Raw genomic sequence first — 18,881 nt, forward strand, 5'->3', positions numbered from 1 at the left:
CAGGTCAGCGCACGTTGTCGGTCACAGCAGTGAAGCCACCACCGAGGCGGTCTACAGCAAACAGCTCCGGCCCATCCGCGCGGACTACGCCGGTGGCGCGGGCGACGTACGACAGGTGGACGCGTACGACGTCGTCCCCGCTCTCGATGCCGAGGGACACGACCTCGACCAGGTCGCCGAGCCGGCGCTGCAGCGCAGCCTGGACGGAGAGTTCGAGGGTGCTCATCAGTTCGGGGCTGGAAGACACTCCTTCAGAGTCCCGAGGCGCGCCTCGTGTGTGCTGCGAGATCAAGAGGCCCTGCCGCCCACTCGGGCGACAGGGCCTTTGACCTGCCATTTCTCTGTGCCCCCGGCAGGATTCGAACCTGCGACACCCGCTTGAGGGGCTCTCCTTGAGCGGGGCTGTGATCTGCTAAAACGTCGGCAGTGGGGTGCCTGACCTGAGGAAACGCCTCTCCGTGGTTCTCACGTGTTCACGGGGTTTCCCGGCCTCATGTGTGCCGAATCCGTTCCGCGTACGTATCCGACTGGCAAGACCACCACGTCTACTGCGGGATGGAGCCGAGGGACGGCCCGCCCTCACATCCCGGCCATACCGCCACCGGTGAGGCCCGGAGCCAGCGCCGGGACCCAGAAGACGGCGACGGCCAGGGCGATCGAGGCGATACCCACGGTACGGGCCACCAGGCGACCGGCCGGAGCGAGCTTCTCGGCGGTGATCACGGCGGCCAGGACCACCATGGCCCACAGGTTCATCAGACCGAACGCCGCCAGCAGCACCATGAGCGACCAGCAGCAGCCCAGACAGAAGGCCCCGTGGTGGGCTCCGGCACGCAGATCGCGCGAGAGCCCCGGGTACGAGGCGTAGCGCAGCATCAGCCCGATCGGCGAGCGGCATCTCGCCAGGCAGCGGTCTTTGAGGGGCGTGAGCTGGTAGACGCCGCTGACCGCGAACACGGCCGCGGCCACTGCGGTCCCCGTGGCGGCGGGGAGGCTCGCCGCCCGGCCCAGGCCGGCGGCCAGCGCGTACGCCGGCAGCCCGGCCGCGGCCCAGACGAGCAAGTAGGCGACCGTGAAAACGACCATGCGCGGCGTCCGATGCACGGTCATGGTGCGTGCGTACAGCGCGGCGACGGGCGCCGTGGCGGGCAGCATCATCGCGGCCATCATCAGCGTCCACACGGCCAGGAAAGCGGACAGGCCCAGGCTCATGGTGCCGGGCATCGCCTGCATGCCGCCCCAGCGCGTCACCACCCAGACCCAGGCGGCGGCCGCCGTGACCAGCAGCAGCCCGGCGGGGCCCGCCCTGCGGCGGCCGGTGACCGGCCCACCGGTCACGCGGACCACGTGAAGGGCGCCGAGTGTCCGTTGCCGCCGGTGAAGTCCCAGGACCGGCCGTACACGCCGTCGCCCGTCGCCCGGGTGGACCGGGCGATCGTCAGCGTGCTGTTCGCCGGGTGGAACATGCCGGTCAGGCCCATCACCGGACCGCCCTCGCCGAACTGCGGGGCGACCTGGTCCTCGATCTCGATGTCGATGGCGTCGCCCACCCGCGCGGCGTGGCGGCGGCCGTCGTCGTGGTAGTCGATGGGGACGCGCTCCACGCCGAGGACCTCGCCGATGAGTGGAGTGAGCGCCGCCATCGGCCCGCCTGCCTGGCCGGAGAAGACCTTCCCCAGCGCCTCCGCCTGACCGTCGTCGGCCGAAGCGTCGACGTACAACGCCACCTGCCAGCCGCCTTCGGCCATCACCCGGGGCCCGTCGATGAAGACGGCGACGCTGCGGTCGGAGACGTCCACGCCGTCCACGTTCCCGCTGTCCACGTGGAACGCGAAGGTCACCTGGCAACGCTCGTGGTCGGCCGGTGCGGCGAAACCCGAGGTGGTGCAGGGACACACCACGTCGCAGTTGCAGCTCTCCAGGTACGTGCCGTTCAGGTTCCAGGGCATGACTCTTCCTCCCTGTTTTGGGTCCCCTCCGGCGAAGGGAGTACACCGGGAGGGCCCGCCCCTCCCGGTGCCGCTCTTCTTCAGGCTATTCCCGACGACCCCCGTCGTGCAGATCCGCTCGACCCGGTGGTCCCCGCCTCCAGCGTCCGTGTCCAGGCCCACGTCCAGGCCCACGTCCTGGTGCGCTTCCTGGTGCGCGAGAAGCACACCACCGAAGCCGTCACCCTTGTCCGGCCCACCGCCGACCAGCTCACCGGCTCCTACGACCGGCGCTCCCCGAAGCGCCTCGCAGCTGTAGGGCTGTTGCTTCTGCGTGGCGTGACCGCGACCGGCAGCGGTGGTGACCGCGCGGCTGCGAAGGCTTGCGCTATGCAATTGGAGGTATATGCCGTTGATTGCATGACGGAGCGGTGGGAGATCGGGATCGAACCCGAGGGGCGGGATTGGCTGGAGCTGCTTCCGTTTCGCCTCTACCGGCGGGTGGAGGACAAGACGGACCGTCTCCTGGACGAGCCGACGACGCTTGGTGAGCCGTATTCGCGTCCCCTGGGTGGCAAGCTGCGTGAGCTGCGTTTCGAGTCGGACGGTGAGGCCGTGCGTATCCCGTACCGGCTTGCCCCCGGGCAGCGGATCGTTCTGCTGACGGTCTTCCGCAAGACGCGGATGCGTAAGGCGGCGGAAGTCGAGCGTGCGCACCAGGCCCAGAAGGTCTGCGAGGCCGAGCACGGCCGGGCCCAGTACACCTACGAGCGGCGCAAGGAGAGCTGATGCATCACAGCACGTGGAAGACGCGCCGGGCCCGGCAGCTTGCGGGTGAGGCGGTGGAGTACGACCAGGAGTACGTCGACGCTCGGCTGGCCGGCGACCTCGGGCAGGCGGTCTACGACCGTCGGATCGAGCTCGGCCTGTCCCAGGCCGAGTTGGCCGAGCGGGCCGGGATGACGCAGCCTCAGGTGTCCCGGATGGAGGGCGGCGACACCGTGCCGACGCTCCCGCTGCTGCGACGCCTGGCCAAGGCCCTGGACGGCACCCTGAACCTGGCCATCGACGAGGGCGACTCCCGCGTCACCTTCACCCCGCACGCCGCCTGAAACCGAACCGCCAAAGACCCCGGACCATGATCGGTCCGGGGCCTTTGGCCTGGTGCCCCCGGCAGGATTCGAACCTGCGACACCCCCTTTAGGAGTTTTCCCTGGTCAGGGCTGTGACCTGGGCAGACGTAGCCCGCAGTGCACCTGACCTGCGAAATCGCTTCTCCACGGCTCTCGTGTGTTCTCAGCCATTCCCGGCCTCATGTGTGCTGAATCCGTTCCGGTCGGCCGCTGGGCCGGGGTGGGTACCTGATGCGGAGCCTCATTGACGAGGGCGACCGGGCGCACTCCGTAAGAACTGCCGCTGTGGCTCGGCGGGCAGGCATGATGAATGCCCCGCTTCCGCCCCAAAGCTGTGAGCGGGCAGGTGGGAACCCGTAGCCTGGGACCAGCAGCAGTACGCAGCCTGATCAAGCGGAGGGGATGCCGATGACCACAGCCCCGAGCGGTGTGCCTCACCCGCCACCCCCGTCGTCGCACCCGCTGCGGACCATCCGTGACATCCGGGAGTCCCTGCCCGAGGACCAGCGTCGGCACTTCGACGCAGAGCTCGCCGACACGGAGATCGAGGCACTGCCCGAGATGCTGCACCGCTGGGTGGCCTTGAGCAACGACGGCTTCGAGGAGTTCCTGCTCTCCCGGCCGTTCGAGGGTCTGGAGTTCGGTGCCCGTTCCTACGACGAGCAGACGGACACCGAGTGATCTACCTGTTCGACACCAACGTTGTCGCCGAACTCACGACCCGGGCCACGCCCGACCCGCGCGTTCTGACCTGGTTCAGGTCCACAGCCCGGCCCAACCGCTTCCTGAGTGTGATCACTGTGGCCGAGATCGAGGTCGGCGTGGCCGCCGCCCCGGATCCCGCACGACAGGCGCGCTACGCCCGAGCCCTCGCTGCGGTACGGCACGAATACCGCGATCGCATCGCGCCGATCGGCGAATCGGAAGCGGCTGCCTACCTGACCATCCACAAGACGCTCAAAGCCGCAGGCGCCAGCATCGACCCACCGGACGCACTGATCGCCGCCACCGCCCTGGCCAACGGGTGGACGGTCGCCACCCGCAACATCAAACACATGGCCCGAACCGGGGCCCTGGTGGTCAATCCATGGGAAGAGAAGCTGTAGGCGGTACTCAGGGCACGAGCCACCCTGCTGGCGCCGCCCCGGGGTTGGCGCAAACTCTCTTCTCGTCTTCAACCGCTCCGGGATTCCGCAGACCCATAGCGGATCGCCATGACTCACGGGTCGACGAGGCGGCTGGGTGGTGTGCTGTAAACGCAGGGGCCCTCCAGTCCATCGGACGGAAGGGCCCCTGACCAGGTGTTTCTCTGTGCCCCCGGCAGGATTCGAACCTGCGACACCCGCTTTAGGAGAGCGGTGCTCTATCCCCTGAGCTACGAAGGCGAAGGCGTCCCCCGGGAGGGAGTGAGCCTACTGGTCGGGCATGGTGCGGGGTGCTCCGCGGTCTTGCTCGGTTGCGGGGCGCGGCGTACCGATGACCGACCAGGGACAGCGTAGCGGATGCGTGCCGGTGAGGGTCGTCGGTATAGGGGCAGGGGAGGGGGAGAGGGCCGGGCGGGCGCCCGGCCCTCTCCGTCCGCCCGTGTCAGGGGGTGACGAGGATCTTTCGGCCCTGGCCCGCTGCGAACTGGGCCATGGCCTCCGGGTAGCGGTCGAGCGGGATGCGGTCGCTGATGAAGACGTCCGGGTCCAGGACGCCGGTGGCGAAGAGGTCGGCGGCGCGTTCGTAGCTGTGCAGGACGGCCATCGAGCCGGTGATGGTGATCTCCTGGTTGTAGATGCGGTAGGGGTCGATGGTCACCCGGGTGGCGTAGTCGGCGACGCCGAACTGCAGGAAGGTGCCGGCCTTGGCGACGCGGTCCAGGCCGTCCTGGATGGCGGCGGCGTTGCCGGTGGCGTCGATGACGAGGTCCCAGCCCTGGGGCCGGTCCAGTTCGTCCGCATTGGCAGCGGTGGCGGAGACGCCGAGCTGGTGGGCGGTGGCGAGGCGGTCGGGGTTGAGGTCGACGACGTCCACGCGGGCCGCGCCGGTGCGCTTGGCCAGTTCCAGCATCATCAGGCCCATGGTGCCGGAGCCGTAGATCAGGACGTGGGCGCCGAGGCGGGACTGCAGGACGTCGTAGCCGCGGACCGCGCAGGAGAGGGGCTCGATCAGGGCGGCGTCCTGGGTGCGGACGTGTTCGGGCAGTTTGACGCAGTTGGCCACTGGGGCCACCGCGTACTGGGCGGCTCCGCCGGCGGTGGTGACGCCGATGGCGGCCCAGCGTTCGCACATGTTGTTGTGGCCGGTGCGGCAGTGGCGGCACTCGTAGCAGTACAGGGAGGGGTCCACGGCGACCCGGTCGCCGAGGGAGAGTTCGGTGACCGCGCTGCCGAGGCCGACGACCTCGCCGGCGAACTCGTGGCCGGGCACGATGGGCAGCTTGGGGGCGAACTCGCCCTGGAGGATGTGCAGGTCCGTCCCGCACAGCCCGCAGGCGGCGACCTCGACGACGACGTCGCGGGGACCCGGGGTGGGGTCGGGGACCGTGGTGACGGTCACCTTGCCGGGGGCTTCGATGAGGGCGGCTTTCACTTGACTGCTCCTAGGGACAGACCGCGGACCAGCTTGTCCTGGGCGGCCCAGCCGGCGATGAGGACGGGCAGGGACACCAGGGTGGCGGCGGCGCACAGACGGGCGAGGAAGAGACCCTCGTTGGTGATGAACCCGACGAGGAACACCGGGGCGGTGGAGGCGTTGGTGGCGGTGAGGTTGACGGCGAACAGGAACTCGTTCCAGCTGAAGATGAAGCAGATCAGCGCGGTGGCGGCGACCCCGGGCATGGCGACGGGGCCGACGATGCGCAGCAGCACGGTGGGGAGTCCGGCGCCGTCGACCTCGGCGGCCTCCAGGATCTCCTTGGGGACTTCGGCGAGGAAGGAGCGCATCATCCACACCGCGATCGGCAGGTTCATCGCGGTGTAGAGGACGATCAGGGTCCAGACGTTGTCCAGCATCCCGGCGTCCTTGGCGATCAGGTAGATCGGCAGCAGCGCCGCGATGACGGGCAGGAACTTCGTCGACAGGAAGAAGAACATCACGTCGGTCCACTTCTCGACCGGCTTGATGGACAGCGCGTAGGCCGCCGGAATCGCCAGGGCCAGGACGAGGAGTGTCGAAATGACGCTCGCCATGGCCGAGTTGAGAAGGTACGGGGTGATGTCCCGGCCCAGCAGCAGTTCGTACTGGTCCAGGGTGAAGGGGGCGAGCAGGCTGGGCGGGTTGGTGGCGGCGTCGGACTCCTGGTGGAAGCTGGTCAGCACCATCCAGGCCACCGGGGCGAAGAAGGCCAGGGTGGCGAGCCAGGCGACGAAGGCCCACACCGGGCTCAGCCGCGGTGAGTCGCCCTGACCTCCCTGACCGCCCTGCTCGTTCTTGCGGCGGAGGAACTTCTTGGGCCCGGCCGCGGGAGCGGCGTCCGGCGCCGCTTGGGTGATGGTCACCGGGAGACCTCCTCACGGAACAGCGACGCGATGGTGCGCAGGGCGAACGTGGCGATGACGATGGCACCGATCACCACGACCACACCGGCGGCGGCCGCCTCGCCGTACTCGTACTTGCGGAACATGGTCAGGTAGATCTCGTAGGGGAGGTTGGTGGTCTGCGAACCGGGGCCGCCCTGGGTGATGGTGAAGACCGCGTCGAAGGTCTGCACGACGTAGATGGTGCCGAGCAGGACGCCCAGTTCGATGTACTGCCGCAGGTGGGGCAGGGTGATGTGGCAGAAGGTCTGCCAGGCCGAGGCGCCGTCGACCCGGGCGGCCTCCAGCACGTCACCGGGCTGGGCCTGGAGCCCGGCCAGCAGGATGAGCATCATGAACGGGGTCCACTGCCACACCAGCGAGACGATGACGGCCGGCATCGCGGAGTTCGACAGCCAGTCGATGGTGGGGCCGTTCTCGGCTCCGAAGAGGCGGTAGACGGCGTTGAGGGTGCCGTTGAGGAGGCCGTAGTCGGGGTTGTAGATGGCGTGCTTCCACAGCAGCGCGGCGGCCACGGGCATGACCAGGAACGGCGTGATGAGCAGGGTGCGGGCCAGGCCCCGGCCGGGGAAGCGGCGGTCGAGCAGGAGCGCCAGTCCCAGTCCGAGGAGCACACTGAGGATCACCACCGACGCGGTGAGCGCGATGGTGTTCAGGACCGCCGTGCGCAGCCTCTCGTCGGTGAAGACGAAGCCGTAGTTGGACAGGCCGGTGAAGTGCCGTTCGCCCGGCTTGAGGATGTTCCACTGGAAGGTCGAGATGACGAGCGTGGCCACGAACGGCAGTTGGGTCACGACGACCGTGAAGATCAGTGCCGGCAGCAGGGGGATGCGCCGCCGCCACTTGTTCGGCGTCTCACGTTTGCCCGGCCGGTGCGGGGGGTCTGTGCGCACCGTTCGGGGTGCGGGGGTGAGCGTGGTCATGAGGGGTCCTTGGGCCGGCCGGTCGCAGCCGAGCGCGGCCGGGGGTGGGGAAGGAAGCGGTGCCCGGTCGGCGGACGCCGACGGGATGACGTCCGCCGATGCGGAGGAGGGCGTACCGGGCACCGCGGCGGGGGCGCTGCCCGTCGGGGCGTCGGGGACCGACGGGCAGCGGGATTCACCGGAGGGTGACCGGGCGGGTCACCGGTAGTTCTTGGCGACTTCCTCCGCGAGCTTCTGGCCCTTCTCCAGGGCCTTGTCCACGCTGGTCTTGCCCGCGATGGCCGCGGAGATGTCCTGCGTCACCTTGGTGCCGAGGTCCTGGAACTCGGGGACGGCCACGAACTGGACGCCCACCGTGGGCCGCGGCTGCACACCGGGGTTCGTCGGGTTCGCCTGCTCGATGGACTTGACGGTGATGTCACCGAAGGCCGCCGACGCCTCCTTGTACTGGGGGATCTCGTAGGTGCTGGCCCGCTTCCCGGCGGGAACCCGCGGCCAGCCCAGCTTTTCGCCGACGAGCTTCTCGTACTCCTTGCCGGACGCCCAGAGCATGAACTTCGAGGCGGCGTCGGCCTTCTTGGTGGTCTTCGGCATCGCCCACGCCCAGGTCCACAGCCAGCCGGAGCTGTCCGTCTTGTCCACCGGCGCGTACGCGTAGCCGACCTTGCCCGCGATCTTGCTGGAGCTGGGGTCCTCCAGCGGTCCCGCCGCGCTGGTCGCGTCGTACCACATCGCGACCTTGCCCTGGCTCATGGCGTTGAGGCACTCGGTGAACCCGGACTGCGCGGCGCCCGACTGACCGTGCTTCCTGACCAGGTCGACGTAGAAGTCGGTGGCCTTCTTGAACTCGGGGCTGTCGACCTGGGCCTTCCAGTCCTCGGTGAACCAGGTGCCGCCGAAGGTGTTGACCACGGTCGACAGCGACGCGCCGAGTTCGCCCCAGCCGGCCAGGCCGCGCAGGCAGATGCCCTTCATGCCGGGGCGTGCGCCGTCGGCCTTGGCGGCGATGTCGGCGACCTGCTGCCAGGTCGGCTTCTCGGGCACGGTGATGCCCTTCTCCTCCATGACCTCCTTGTTGTACATGAGGAAGGAGGACTCGCCGTAGAACGGAAGCGCGTACAGCTTGTCGTCCTCGCCGGACAGGGACTGGACCATGGGCTTGAGCAGGTCGTCCTTGTCGAAGGCGGCGTCCTTCTCGGCGTAGGAGCTCAGCTCCTGCAGCCAGCCGTTCTTGTTCCAGATGGGCACCTCGTAGGCGCCGATGGTGGCGACGTCGTACTGGCCGGCCTGGGTGGCGATGTCCTGGGTGACCTTGTCGCGCAGTTCGTTCTCGGGAAGGATCGTGAAGTTCACCTTGATGCCGGTGTCCTTGGTGAAGGTGTCCTTCGTCAGCTTCGCGATGTCCTCCATCTGCGGGTTGCCGACCATGAGGACGTTGATGCTCTCGCCCCCGGCTTCCGAACTCGACCCGCCGGCCCCGCTGCACGCGGCCAGCAGTGAACCGGCGGAGACGGCGACGAGTACGGCGCGGATGGTTCTCCGGGATCGGGCGGTCTGGTGGGTGGACATGGTTGGCTCCAGGGGTGTTCGAGGGCGTGGAGGGCCCGCGCCCGGTCGGGCGAGTGGCGAGTGCGTGGTGTGTGTGCTGCGTGGTGTGCGTGGTGTCTGGTGCGTGATGGGCGGTGTCTGGTGCGTGGTGTGTGGCGGATGGTGCGTGGTGCGTGGCGTGTGATGGGGGGAGAGCGGCGGGTCAGACCCGGATGACCTGTGGTCCCAGGAGGACGTAGTGACGGGCTTCGGAGGCGGGGAGCCCGGTGTCGGTGACGATCGCCTCCAGGTCGCCGATACCGGCGAAACGGCAGAGGCTGGCCGCTCCGAACTTGCTGTGGACGCCCGAGAACACCCGGCGTCGGGACACCGCCATGACCCGTGTCTTCACATCGCTCACCGCGGGGTTCGGAGTGGTGAGACCCCACTGGCGGGAGACGCCGTTCGCGCCGATGTAGGCCAGGTCGATGACGAGGTCGGACAGCGTGGGGGTCACCCAGTGGTCGACGGTCGCCAGCGTGGCGCCGCGGACACGGCCACCGAGCAGCAGCACGGTGATGTTCTCGGCGGAGGCCAGGGTGCCGGCCGTGGCGAGGGAGGAGGTGATCACGGTCAGCGGCCGGTCGCGCGGCAGGCCGGCGGCGATGAGCTGCGGGGTGTAGCCCTCGTCGATGTACACCGTCTTCGCGTCACCGAGCAACTCCACGGCTGCGGCGGCGATCCGCGACTTCTCCCTGACCTGGCTGGTGGTGCGGTAGGAGAGCGTCGTCTCGAAGCCGGAGCTCTCGACGGGGTAGGCGCCGCCGTGGGTTCGCCGCACCAGCCCGTGAGCCGCCAGCAGGTTCAGGTCGCGCCGTACGGTTTCCTTGGAGATGCCCAGGTCGGCTGCCGTCCTGGCGACGTCCACCGAGCCGGCCCGGCGCGTCGCTTCCAGGATGGAGCGTCGGCGTTCTTCGGCGTCCACGGTGACACCTCCTCTGCGCGCCTTGAGCCGACACTCGGTCGGGTCGTTTCCGGTGTGGCGCGATCGCGCCAGGCAGAGTCCGGTCCGTTCGGACTCTTGCGGACTATTTATGGCTACGCGCAGGCTTATGACCAGGCAAAACGTCATGCGTTTCGTGACCGGATGTGCCCGCTTCGCAGGGGCTGTTCCCGCAGACAGGGGCCTTCTTCGGCCAAAAACGAAGCATGATCCCCACCCGGACCGCTCGGAACGGTGCCCGTTTGCTGCCTGCTTCGTTTTCGCGCCGCCTGTTTTCCGACGGCGGAAGTGAGTCCTCGCCCGCCCGGCCGGGCACGCGAGGGTCTCGGACGAGGGTTCAGCCTCGGGTGATCCGGACCCGGTACTCCGGCGTTTTCGAGTCCGAGCCGGGTCCGGATCCGGAGCCCGTGTCGAAGGCCGAGTCCGAGCCCGTGTCGGAGGCCGAGTCCGAGCCCGTGTCGGAGGCCGAGTTCGTGTTCGGGGTGGTCGGCTCCAGGACCTCGACGCGGATTCCCGCCTTGCGGTCGACGAAGGTCTCGCCGGGGGTGAAGGTGGCGTCGGAGAGTTCCGCGTGGACGTTGGGACTACGGGTGCAGCCGCCGCTGTCCCGACGGGAGTCGTAGACCGTGACGGGGCCCATTCCGGTGTCGACGTCCGCGTCGACCTTGTAGACGAGGATGCCGGGGCGGCACACCGCCTCGTCGTTGCCGGCCCGGGTGCGGAACTCGACGGCGTAGCCGGAGCCGGTGTCCAGCGGGAGGAAGACGAGTTTCGGGCCGCCCGACTCGGCCAGCGGCGTCAGGGTGTACTCCCTGGTGCCCGTGCCCGCCGCGCAGTGCACCTGGGGCGCGTCCAGCCATCCCAGTTTCCACTTGTGCCAGCCGAGCAGGTCGTTGTTGGCGCCCCAGTCCTCGCTCATGATGTCCCAGTGGCCCGCGGCGCTGCCGCCCTCGGCCGTGTAGAGGTCGGGCAGACCGAAGACGTGGCCGTTCTCGTGGGGGAGGACGCGGTAACCCGTGCGGTCCAGGGAGCCGGAGCCGTCGTCCTGGCGGGAGTAGACGAACGACGCGTTGGCGACGGGGACGCCGTCCGCGGTCGGGGCCTCCGTGTTGCCCGCGAAGGTCACCGACAGGACCGTGTCCAGGGCGGAGGGCCCCGCGTTCGGGGTCACCAGTACGTTCACCAGGTCGTACGCGCCGAAGTCCACCTTCGGATCCGCCTCCGCCACGAGGTCCCGGACCAGTTCGCGGTAGTCGGGGGCGAAGGGGGCGCCGCGCTCTATGCCGTAGTCCCGGAACGACTTGGGCATCCGCAGCCAGTCGGGGATCGGCAGCTCGGGGCGGTAGTCGAGGCGGCCGTAGGAACTGGTCCGGAACCACTCCTGCGTCTGCGGGAAGAACTCCCGGTAGCGGTCGAGGGCGTCGCCCTCGCCGGGGGCGTCCGAGAAGTCGACCAGGAGGGTGAGGGCGCGAACGGTGCCGGTGGAGCGGACGTAGCCGGCGCCCGTGGGGATGCCCTCCGACATCTGCACCTCGCGGGCGCTGCTGATCATGCACGGGCCGTGTGAGGAGGCGGGGGCCAGGGCGCTGGGGCCGGCGCCGGGGGCCGAGGTGTACGGGGAGAGGTGGCCGTTGCCGGCCGAGGGGAGGGCGGCGAGGGTCAATGCGGTCACGGACGCCAGGGCGGCCAGTCGGCGCGGGGATATCCGGCTGCTGGTCGACTGCGCCTGCATGCGGGGGACCTCCGCTCCACACGGCAGCCGCCGGTCTCCGACTGCACCCTTTCGATCACCCTCTGTCGCGGGATGCGCGGGCGCGCGCTGGAGGGGCCGATCGTGCGGTTTCCGGCCGGGAGGACGAGAGGGCGGCGGGGAGGCGGTGGCGGCTGCCCGCGTGGAGGTGACTCAGGTCACATCAGAAGTTTCCCGGGTGGGAAATAAGCGGGGACCGCTTCCCCGTTTGGACCTGTGTTCGCGTGAAGCGGGGAGTTCTTCCCCGGATCGCGAGGACGAGTAGAACAGCAGCGAGTGGAACATCAGCGAGCAGTGCATCAGCGAGCAGGACGACAGGAGTGCATCGTGCAGACCGCCCCTTCCGTATCGCGCAAGGTCTCCCGGCCCCGTGCCGACGCCCTGCGCAACCGGGAGCGGATCGTCACCGCCGCCCGGGAGATGTTCGTCGAGTTCGGCCCCGATGTGCCCTTCGACGACATCGCCCGCCGGGCCGGCGTGGGCAATGCCACGGTGTACCGCAACTTCCCCGACCGCGGCGCGCTGGTGCGCGAGGTCGTGTGCGCCGTGATGGACCGTACGGCGGAGGCGGCCGAGCGTGCGCTCGCCGAGACCGGGGACGCCTTCGAGGCGCTGGAGCGCTTCGCGCACACCGCCGCCGACGAGCGGATCAGTGCGCTGTGCCCGATGATCGCCGACACCTTCGACCAGAACCATCCCGACCTGGGGGCCGCGCGGGTACGTGCCGAGGGGCTCGTCGCACAGATCATGGACCGCGCCAAGGCGGCGGGTCAGCTCCGTGCCGACGTGGACTTCGGTGATCTGCTGGTCGGTGTCGCCCAGCTCAGTCGGCCGCCGGCCGGTACGGGGTGCCTCGACGCCGACCGGTTCGTCCACCGCCATCTTCAGCTGTTCCTGGACGGGATGCGGGCCCCGGCCCGCGGTGTCCTGCCGGGCGCGGCGGTGACCGTGGAGGATCTGCGCGCGCTGAGCGTTCCCTGACCGAGTTCCAGACCGAGTTCCCATCCGAGTACCAGTCCGAGTTCCCATCCGAGTACCCATCCGACTTTCAGGCCCAGTTCCAGACCGAGTTCCAGACCGAGTTCCGTAGAGCTGTCTCAACGGCCGTCCTCTGTGGGCGAGTCGTTCCCTGACGACATCGTTTTTTCATCTCAAGCTCTGAATTTTCCGTCACGAAGTTCCGAAGTGGGTACCCCCATGTCTGAAACAGCGTCAAAGTCCCCCGGCGTACCGGGAGCACGGAAGACACCAGGAGCACAGAACGCACCGGACGCCAACCGCTGGAAAGCGCTCGGCTCCATCGCGCTCGCCCAGCTGATGGTCGTCCTGGACGCCACCATCGTGAACATCGCCCTGCCCTCCGCCCAGCAGGACCTGGGCATCTCCGACGGCAACCGGCAGTGGGTCGTCACGGCCTACGCCCTCGCCTTCGGCGGGCTGCTCCTCTTCGGCGGCCGGACAGCCGACCTGTGGGGCCGCAAGCGGGCCTTCGTGCTCGGCCTGGGCGGCTTCGCCGCGGCCTCCGCGCTGGGCGGCGCGGCCACCAACGAGGCCATGATGTTCGGTGCCCGTGCGCTGCAGGGCGTGTTCGGCGCGCTGCTCGCGCCGGCCGCGCTGTCCCTGCTCGCGGTGATGTTCACCGACGGCAGGGAGCGCGCCAAGGCGTTCGGCATCTACGGTGCGATCGCGGGCGGCGGGGGCGCCGTCGGTCTGATCCTCGGCGGTTTCCTCACCGAGTACCTGAACTGGCGCTGGACGTTCTTCGTGAACATCCCGTTCGCCGTCGTCGCCGCGCTCGGCGCGTACTTCGTCATCCGTGAGCCGAAGGGCGGCCGCAACCGCTCGCCGCTGGACATCCCCGGCGTGGTGCTGTCCACCCTGGGCCTGGTCGCGCTCGTCTACGGCTTCACCCGCGCCGAGTCCGAGGGCTGGAGCGACTCGCTGACCGTCGGCATGTTCGTCGCCTCGGCCGCCCTGCTCCTGACGTTCGTCCTGGTCGAGTCCCGGGTCAGGGCGCCGCTGCTGCCGCTGCGCGTGATCACCGAGCGCAACCGCGGCGGGGTCTACCTCTCACTGGGCCTGGCGGTCATCGCGATGTTCGGCCTGTTCCTCTTCCTGACCTACTACCTGCAGGTCGTGAAGGGCTACTCGCCGGTCAGGACCGGCTTCGCCTTCCTGCCGATGGTCGCGGGCATGATCACGGGCTCCACCCAGATCGGCGCCCGCCTGATGACCCGGGTCGCGCCCCGGCGGCTGATGGGACCCGGCTTCCTGGTCGCCGCGGTCGGCATGCTGCTGCTGACCCGGATGGAGATCGGTACCTCCTACGCCGCCGTACTGCTGCCCGGCATGCTGCTGCTCGGTCTCGGCATGGGTACGGCGTTCATGCCGGCCATGTCGCTGGCCACCTCGGGCGTCGAGCCCCGGGACGCGGGCGTCGCCTCCGCGATGGTCAACACCTCGCAGCAGGTGGGCGGCGCGATCGGTACGGCCCTGCTGAACACGATCGCGGCCTCGGCCACCACGTCCTACGTCGCCGACCACATCGGCGGCGCCGCGAGCCGGTCCCAGCAGCAGACGGTGCGGCTCGAGGGCATGGTGCAGGGCTACACCAGCGCGATCTGGTTCGCCGTCGGCATCCTCGTCCTGGCCGCGGTCATCGCCCTGGTCCTCGTCGACGCGGGGCGCCCGGCGACCACGGTCACCGGGCCCTCCGACGGGGCCGGGCGGGGCGCGGGGGGCACCGAGGGCGCTCCGGAGGAAGCGGTGGTGCCGGTCGTCGCCCACTGACCGGCACCCCTTCGGTCCACCCGTACGGGTGAGGAGGGGACGCCTCGTCCGTACGGCTCCCAGGACCTGCCCCGGCTCCCGCGCTCAGCGGAGCCAGGGCAGGTCCGCACCCGCTTCGCTGGGCTGAAGTCCCTCGGCGACGATCTCCATGATCTCGCCGAGGGACTTCTGCTGTTCGGGGGTGAGCCGGTCGAGGAGCGCCTGCCGTACGGCGTGCACATGACCGGGTGCGTGCCGGCTCAGCACCTCGAAGCCCTCGTCCGTCAGTACGGCGAACTGGCCGCGCTTGTCGGAGGGGCAGTCCTCGCGGCGCACCCAGCCGTTCTTCTCCAGGCGGGCCACGGCGTGCGAGAGACGGGAGCGGGTGATCTTCGCCAGCATCGCCAGCTCGGTCATCCGCAGCCGACGCTGCGGTGCCTCGGCGAGTTTGACCAGCAGGCTGTAGTAGAGGTGAGGCATGCCCGCGTCCCGCTGGAGCTGGCGGTCGAGGTGGTCCTCCAGGAGGGTGCTGGCCTCGATGTACGAGCGCCAGACGCGCTGTTCCTCGTCGTTCAGCCAACGTGGTTCGTCGGTGCGTGCCGGGTCGGGGGCCGGACCCGGGGCCGGTGCGGAGGTGGGTGCCGTCGTCATGTACTCACTGTACGACGCTTCTGCTTGAAGGTTAAACAAAATTACGGTAGGGTTGGGGCAGAGGTTGAGGTTTCAAGTAAAAACCGCGCCAGCCCACGGCAGTCCGTGTCGGTCCGTCCTGGTCCGTGACGGATCTGCGCCGATCACCGGAAGGAGTCGCAGCCATGACCGCCGCCACTCAGGAACGCATGCCCGCGCTGTACCTCAGCCACGGCGCCCCGCCGCTGGCCGACGACCCCGTCTGGCCCGGTCAGCTGGCCGCCTGGTCCGCGGAACTGCCCCGTCCGAAGGCGATCCTCGTCGTCTCCGCCCACTGGGAGGAGGCCCCGCTCGCCCTCGGCGCCACCGAGACGGTGCCCCTCGTCTACGACTTCTGGGGCTTCCCCGAGCACTACTACCAGGTGAAGTACGGCGCCCCCGGCGCCCCCGCGCTCGCCGAATCCGTACGCAAGCTGCTGCGCGCCCCCGGCATTCCCGTGCAGGACGTTCCCGACCGCGGGCTGGACCACGGCGCCTACGTCCCGCTGGTCGAGATGTTCCCCGGGGCCGACATCCCGGTGCTCCAGGTCTCCATGCCGACCCTGGACCCGGTGAAGCTCATGGACATCGGGCGGAAGCTCGCGCCGCTGCGTGACGAGGGCGTGCTGATCATCGGTTCCGGCTTCTTCACCCACAACCTGGCCGCGCTGCGGCAGGGCGGTATCCCCAGGTGGTCGGTGGAGTTCGACGACTGGGGCAACCGGGCCCTGGACACCGGCGACGTGGACGGGCTGCTCGACTTCACCCGCAAGTCCCCGGCGGGCGCGCTCGCCCACCCGCGCACCGAGCACTTCGCACCGCTCTTCGTGACCATGGGCGCCGCGGACGCCGCCGGCGACCTGGACACGCAGAAGTCGGTGATCGACGGGTTCTGGCTGGGGCTGGCGAAGCGGTCGGTTCAGTTCGGCTGAGCAGTGAGGACTGAGGACTGAGGACTGAGCGCTGGGGGCCGAGCACAAAGGGCCGAGGGCTGCAGTCGCGGTGACGGAGAGGGTGGCGGGTGGCCGGAGTGTCCGGTGCCCGCCACTCGGCATCGCCCAGGAGGACTCCGTGACAACCATCGAGGGGTGCGGACCGTCTACAGGGGAGAGCGGTCCGGGGCGGGGTGGTGCTCCTCCGGAGTGAAGGCCGCGTACCGAATGTGATTGCCGTCTCACGCGGGCATCGGTCCTGCGGATCGGTGGGCGGTGTCGGATCACCCCCCGCCACCGGCCTGACCTGGGCCTTCACGTAAAGCGACGGCACCCGTGCCCTCTGTGGCCCGACAGGGTACTGCATGATCAGAAAAATCGGGGGGCAGGTTGGGAATTCTGTCCGGATTCCAGTCGTTGTTTCCAACAGATGCCGGGCACTCGAGCAGAGTCCGCATGAGATCGAGACGCAGACCTGACCGTACGTGCCGAGTATCCGCAGGAACCACCCGCTGACCTCATCATCGTAAGGGAGCAAGCATGGCAACCCGTGCCGTCGCCCGTCGTAAGTCCGCCTCCGGCGAGACGGCCGACTCGGCAAGCAGTGTTCGCGCCCATCGCGGCGAGATCGCCGACCGTGACCTGGTCGGGATGTACCTCGACGAGATCGCGCGCACGCCGCTGCTCGACGCAGCCAAGGAAGTCGAGCTTTCCCAGATCATCGAAGCGGGTGTGTTCGCACGGCAGATCCTCGACGGCACCGAGGAGAACACGGTGGGGGCCACCACCGAGGAGCTCCAGGTGCTGTACGACGCGAGCGAGCAGGCCAAGGACGTCTTCATCCGTTCCAACCTGCGTCTGGTCGTCGCGGTCGCCCGCCGCTACCCCCGCAGCGGTCTGCCGCTGCTGGACCTGATCCAGGAGGGCAACGCCGGCCTGGTGCGCGCGGTCGAGAAGTTCGACTACCGCAAGGGCTTCAAGTTCTCCACCTACGCCACCTGGTGGATCCGTCAGGCCATCACGCGGTCGATCGCCGACCAGTCCCGCACCATCCGCCTGCCCGTCCACCTGGTGGAGGAGCTGGGCCGGATCCGGCGCGTGCAGCGCGAGTTCAACCGCGAGCACGGCCGGGACCCCGAGCCCACGGAGATCGCCGCCGAGCTCGGTTCCACCCCGGAGCGGGTGACGGACGTGCTCGACTGGGCCCGTGACCCGGTCTCGCTGAACATGTCGGTGGACGACGAGGGGGAGACCCAGTTCGGCGACCTCCTGGAGGACACGTCGGCGGTGTCGCCGGAGCAGTCGGTGATGACGCTGCTGCGCAGCGAGGAGCTGGACGACCTCATAGGCCGTCTCGACCAGCGCACGGCCTCCATCATCAAGATGCGGTACGGCATCGAGGACGGCCGGGAGCGTACGCTGACCGAGGTCGGCAAGCAGCACGGCCTGACCCGTGAGCGCATCCGCCAGATCGAGAAGCACGCGCTGCTGGAGCTGAAGAAGCTGGCCCGCGACACCGGTTTCGACGCGGTGGCGTAGTGCCGGCGCGGAGCAGGAGCGCTGTGCCGTCGCTGTGAGGGCCGGAAAGGGGAAGACGGCGCAAACCTGACGCCGTGACACTGCTTCAACTCCCTGGGCTCAGGGAACAAGAAGGCAAGGCCCAGGAGTTCGGGTCTCGGGGTCTCGGCCTCCTGGGCCTTCTGAACCACGTCCCGTCGCACCACCCCCTGGCGCCGGGACTTCCCAGGCCGGGTTCGGCGCCCTCCCCCCGGGTGCCGAACCCGGCTTTTCCCCTCCCTGCCGGACTCCCCCCACCGGCCGGACGGGCGGGAAAGCGGGCCACCCCGGACCTGAACCCCGGGGTGGCCCACCAGATGGCAGATTGTGCCACATGGGCATAGCCTGCCGGGCGTGAGTAGCACGACCCCCACGCCTTCGACGCCATCCGGAGCCTCGGCTTCGCAGTCCCCGTCGGCTCCGCAGTCCCCGTCGGCTCCGCGGGCCTCGCGGGCCTCGCTGACCGAGCGGCGCAAGGCCGAGACCCGTATGGAGATCGCCCGCGCGGCGGCCGGTCTCTTCGTCCGTGAGGGCCTACGGGCCACCCGGGCCGAGGACATCGCCCAGGCGGCGGGCGTCGCCCCGCGCACCTTCTACCGGTACTTCGCCGCCAAGGAGGAGGCCGTCGCCCCCCTCTACGAGGCCGGGGCCCGGCGCTGGGTGGAGGCGGTGCGGACGGCGCCGCCCGGAACCCCCGTGCCGCAGGCCCTGGAGGACGCCGTGCGGTACACCCTGACACCGGGTGTCGGGGTGTCGGAGGCCTCCTGGGCGTGGGTGCGCGCCCTGATCCGGCTGGCACACACCGATCCGTCCCTGCGCCGGGTGTGGGCGGAGGCGTGCCAGGCGTCGGAGCGTGCGCTGGTGGAGGCGCTGGCGTCGCGGTCGGCGGCCGACGGGTCGGGGGGGAAACGGGTGACGGGTGGTCAACTCCCGTCCGACAACGTTGCCGTGGACACGCGGCTGCGCTTCGCCGCCGCCGTCGCCAGTGCCGCCGTACGCACGGCTACGGAGGGCTGGGCGGCGGGCGATGACCCCGCCGAGGGCCCACAGGGGCCGGCGGAACTGGCCCTGGCCAACCTCGCGGCGCTACGGGACTTCCCCTGGGACGATCTGACGGCGAGGTCCTGACGGCGATGTTCTGACGCGGTGTTCTGGCAGCTGTGTCC

The 18,881-nt window shown here is 69.6% G+C and carries 19 protein-coding genes, 2 tRNA genes and 1 pseudogene; 10 read left to right on the forward strand and 12 right to left on the reverse strand.

What is annotated here, in order from left to right:
- Window positions 1–4 precede the first annotated feature (4 nt).
- The 4 genes from PYS65_RS20875 to PYS65_RS20890 form a co-directional block, all read right to left on the reverse strand.
- Entirely contained in the window at window positions 5–247 is a 243-nt protein-coding gene (locus tag PYS65_RS20875; protein WP_157977391.1) for a hypothetical protein, read from the reverse strand.
- A 97-nt stretch (window positions 248–344) separates the two neighbouring features.
- A tRNA-Leu gene (locus PYS65_RS20880) sits at window positions 345–403 on the reverse strand.
- Window positions 404–579: 176 nt separating this feature from the next.
- Window positions 580–1,338, reverse strand: a complete 759-nt coding sequence (locus tag PYS65_RS20885) for a DUF2182 domain-containing protein (RefSeq protein ID WP_279335446.1) — start codon at window positions 1,336–1,338, stop codon at window positions 580–582.
- The gene (locus PYS65_RS20890; RefSeq protein ID WP_279335447.1) at window positions 1,335–1,949 is read right to left on the reverse strand and encodes a DUF1326 domain-containing protein; all 615 of its coding nucleotides are present in this window, start codon (window positions 1,947–1,949) and stop codon (window positions 1,335–1,337) included. The genes PYS65_RS20885 and PYS65_RS20890 overlap by 4 nt, the downstream gene beginning before the upstream one ends.
- 120 nt (window positions 1,950–2,069) lie before the next feature.
- Between PYS65_RS20890 and PYS65_RS20895 the strand changes: the two are divergent.
- The 5 genes and pseudogenes from PYS65_RS20895 to PYS65_RS20915 all read left to right on the forward strand — a co-directional run.
- Window positions 2,070–2,309: pseudogene (locus PYS65_RS20895) on the forward strand (helix-turn-helix domain-containing protein); the annotation flags it as partial.
- Between the two features lie 39 nt (window positions 2,310–2,348).
- A complete protein-coding gene (locus PYS65_RS20900) occupies window positions 2,349–2,717 on the forward strand; it encodes a type II toxin-antitoxin system RelE/ParE family toxin (RefSeq protein ID WP_279338020.1) in 369 nt (122 codons plus the stop codon).
- Window positions 2,717–3,040, forward strand: a complete 324-nt coding sequence (locus PYS65_RS20905) for a helix-turn-helix domain-containing protein (RefSeq protein ID WP_279335448.1) — start codon at window positions 2,717–2,719, stop codon at window positions 3,038–3,040. The genes PYS65_RS20900 and PYS65_RS20905 overlap by 1 nt, the downstream gene beginning before the upstream one ends.
- A 429-nt stretch (window positions 3,041–3,469) precedes the next feature.
- Complete coding sequence (locus PYS65_RS20910) at window positions 3,470–3,742, forward strand: hypothetical protein (RefSeq protein ID WP_279335449.1); 273 nt, start codon at window positions 3,470–3,472, stop codon at window positions 3,740–3,742.
- The gene (locus PYS65_RS20915; protein WP_279335450.1) at window positions 3,739–4,167 is read left to right on the forward strand and encodes a type II toxin-antitoxin system VapC family toxin; all 429 of its coding nucleotides are present in this window, start codon (window positions 3,739–3,741) and stop codon (window positions 4,165–4,167) included. Before PYS65_RS20910 ends, PYS65_RS20915 begins: the two co-directional genes overlap by 4 nt.
- Before the next feature lie 206 nt (window positions 4,168–4,373).
- On the opposite strand, the gene PYS65_RS20920 is transcribed toward PYS65_RS20915, so the two are convergent.
- The 7 genes from PYS65_RS20920 to PYS65_RS20950 form a co-directional block, all read right to left on the reverse strand.
- A tRNA-Arg gene (locus PYS65_RS20920) sits at window positions 4,374–4,446 on the reverse strand.
- Between the two features lie 202 nt (window positions 4,447–4,648).
- Window positions 4,649–5,638 (reverse strand): zinc-dependent alcohol dehydrogenase family protein, encoded by a 990-nt coding sequence (locus PYS65_RS20925; RefSeq protein ID WP_279335451.1) that lies wholly within the window; start codon window positions 5,636–5,638, stop codon window positions 4,649–4,651.
- Window positions 5,635–6,435 carry a carbohydrate ABC transporter permease gene (locus tag PYS65_RS20930; RefSeq protein ID WP_279338021.1) on the reverse strand — a complete coding sequence of 267 codons (801 nt, stop codon included), beginning with the start codon at window positions 6,433–6,435 and terminating at the stop codon, window positions 5,635–5,637. The genes PYS65_RS20925 and PYS65_RS20930 overlap by 4 nt, the downstream gene beginning before the upstream one ends.
- 107 nt (window positions 6,436–6,542) lie before the next feature.
- Window positions 6,543–7,508, reverse strand: coding sequence for a carbohydrate ABC transporter permease (locus PYS65_RS20935; protein WP_279335452.1), 966 nt, complete (start codon window positions 7,506–7,508; stop codon window positions 6,543–6,545).
- 198 nt (window positions 7,509–7,706) lie between these two features.
- Window positions 7,707–9,077: an ABC transporter substrate-binding protein gene (locus PYS65_RS20940; RefSeq protein WP_279335453.1), complete on the reverse strand. Its 1,371-nt coding sequence runs from the start codon at window positions 9,075–9,077 to the stop codon at window positions 7,707–7,709.
- 181 nt (window positions 9,078–9,258) lie between these two features.
- Entirely contained in the window at window positions 9,259–10,020 is a 762-nt protein-coding gene (locus PYS65_RS20945; protein WP_279335454.1) for a DeoR/GlpR family DNA-binding transcription regulator, read from the reverse strand.
- A gap of 355 nt (window positions 10,021–10,375) precedes the next feature.
- A complete protein-coding gene (locus tag PYS65_RS20950) occupies window positions 10,376–11,770 on the reverse strand; it encodes a M6 family metalloprotease domain-containing protein (RefSeq protein ID WP_279335455.1) in 1,395 nt (464 codons plus the stop codon).
- 345 nt (window positions 11,771–12,115) lie between these two features.
- On the opposite strand from PYS65_RS20950, the gene PYS65_RS20955 reads away from it, so the two are divergent.
- On the forward strand, window positions 12,116–12,769 hold the full coding sequence (locus PYS65_RS20955; RefSeq protein ID WP_279335456.1) for a TetR/AcrR family transcriptional regulator: 654 nt from the start codon (window positions 12,116–12,118) through the stop codon (window positions 12,767–12,769).
- 216 nt (window positions 12,770–12,985) lie between these two features.
- Entirely contained in the window at window positions 12,986–14,578 is a 1,593-nt protein-coding gene (locus tag PYS65_RS20960) for an MFS transporter (protein WP_279335457.1), read from the forward strand.
- Between the two features lie 84 nt (window positions 14,579–14,662).
- On the opposite strand, the gene PYS65_RS20965 is transcribed toward PYS65_RS20960, so the two are convergent.
- Window positions 14,663–15,208: a MarR family winged helix-turn-helix transcriptional regulator gene (locus PYS65_RS20965; RefSeq protein ID WP_279335458.1), complete on the reverse strand. Its 546-nt coding sequence runs from the start codon at window positions 15,206–15,208 to the stop codon at window positions 14,663–14,665.
- Between the two features lie 164 nt (window positions 15,209–15,372).
- Between PYS65_RS20965 and PYS65_RS20970 the strand changes: the two genes are divergently transcribed.
- From PYS65_RS20970 to PYS65_RS20980, 3 genes are all read left to right on the forward strand, one after another.
- On the forward strand, window positions 15,373–16,158 hold the full coding sequence (locus PYS65_RS20970) for a dioxygenase family protein (protein ID WP_279335459.1): 786 nt from the start codon (window positions 15,373–15,375) through the stop codon (window positions 16,156–16,158).
- Window positions 16,159–16,698: 540 nt separating this feature from the next.
- On the forward strand, window positions 16,699–17,697 hold the full coding sequence (locus PYS65_RS20975; RefSeq protein ID WP_279335460.1) for a sigma-70 family RNA polymerase sigma factor: 999 nt from the start codon (window positions 16,699–16,701) through the stop codon (window positions 17,695–17,697).
- Between the two features lie 372 nt (window positions 17,698–18,069).
- The gene (locus PYS65_RS20980; protein WP_423836106.1) at window positions 18,070–18,843 is read left to right on the forward strand and encodes a TetR/AcrR family transcriptional regulator; all 774 of its coding nucleotides are present in this window, start codon (window positions 18,070–18,072) and stop codon (window positions 18,841–18,843) included.
- The last annotated feature ends 38 nt before the right edge of the window (window positions 18,844–18,881 follow it).

The sequence above is a fragment of the Streptomyces cathayae genome (assembly GCF_029760955.1).
Taxonomy (GTDB): domain Bacteria; phylum Actinomycetota; class Actinomycetes; order Streptomycetales; family Streptomycetaceae; genus Streptomyces; species Streptomyces cathayae.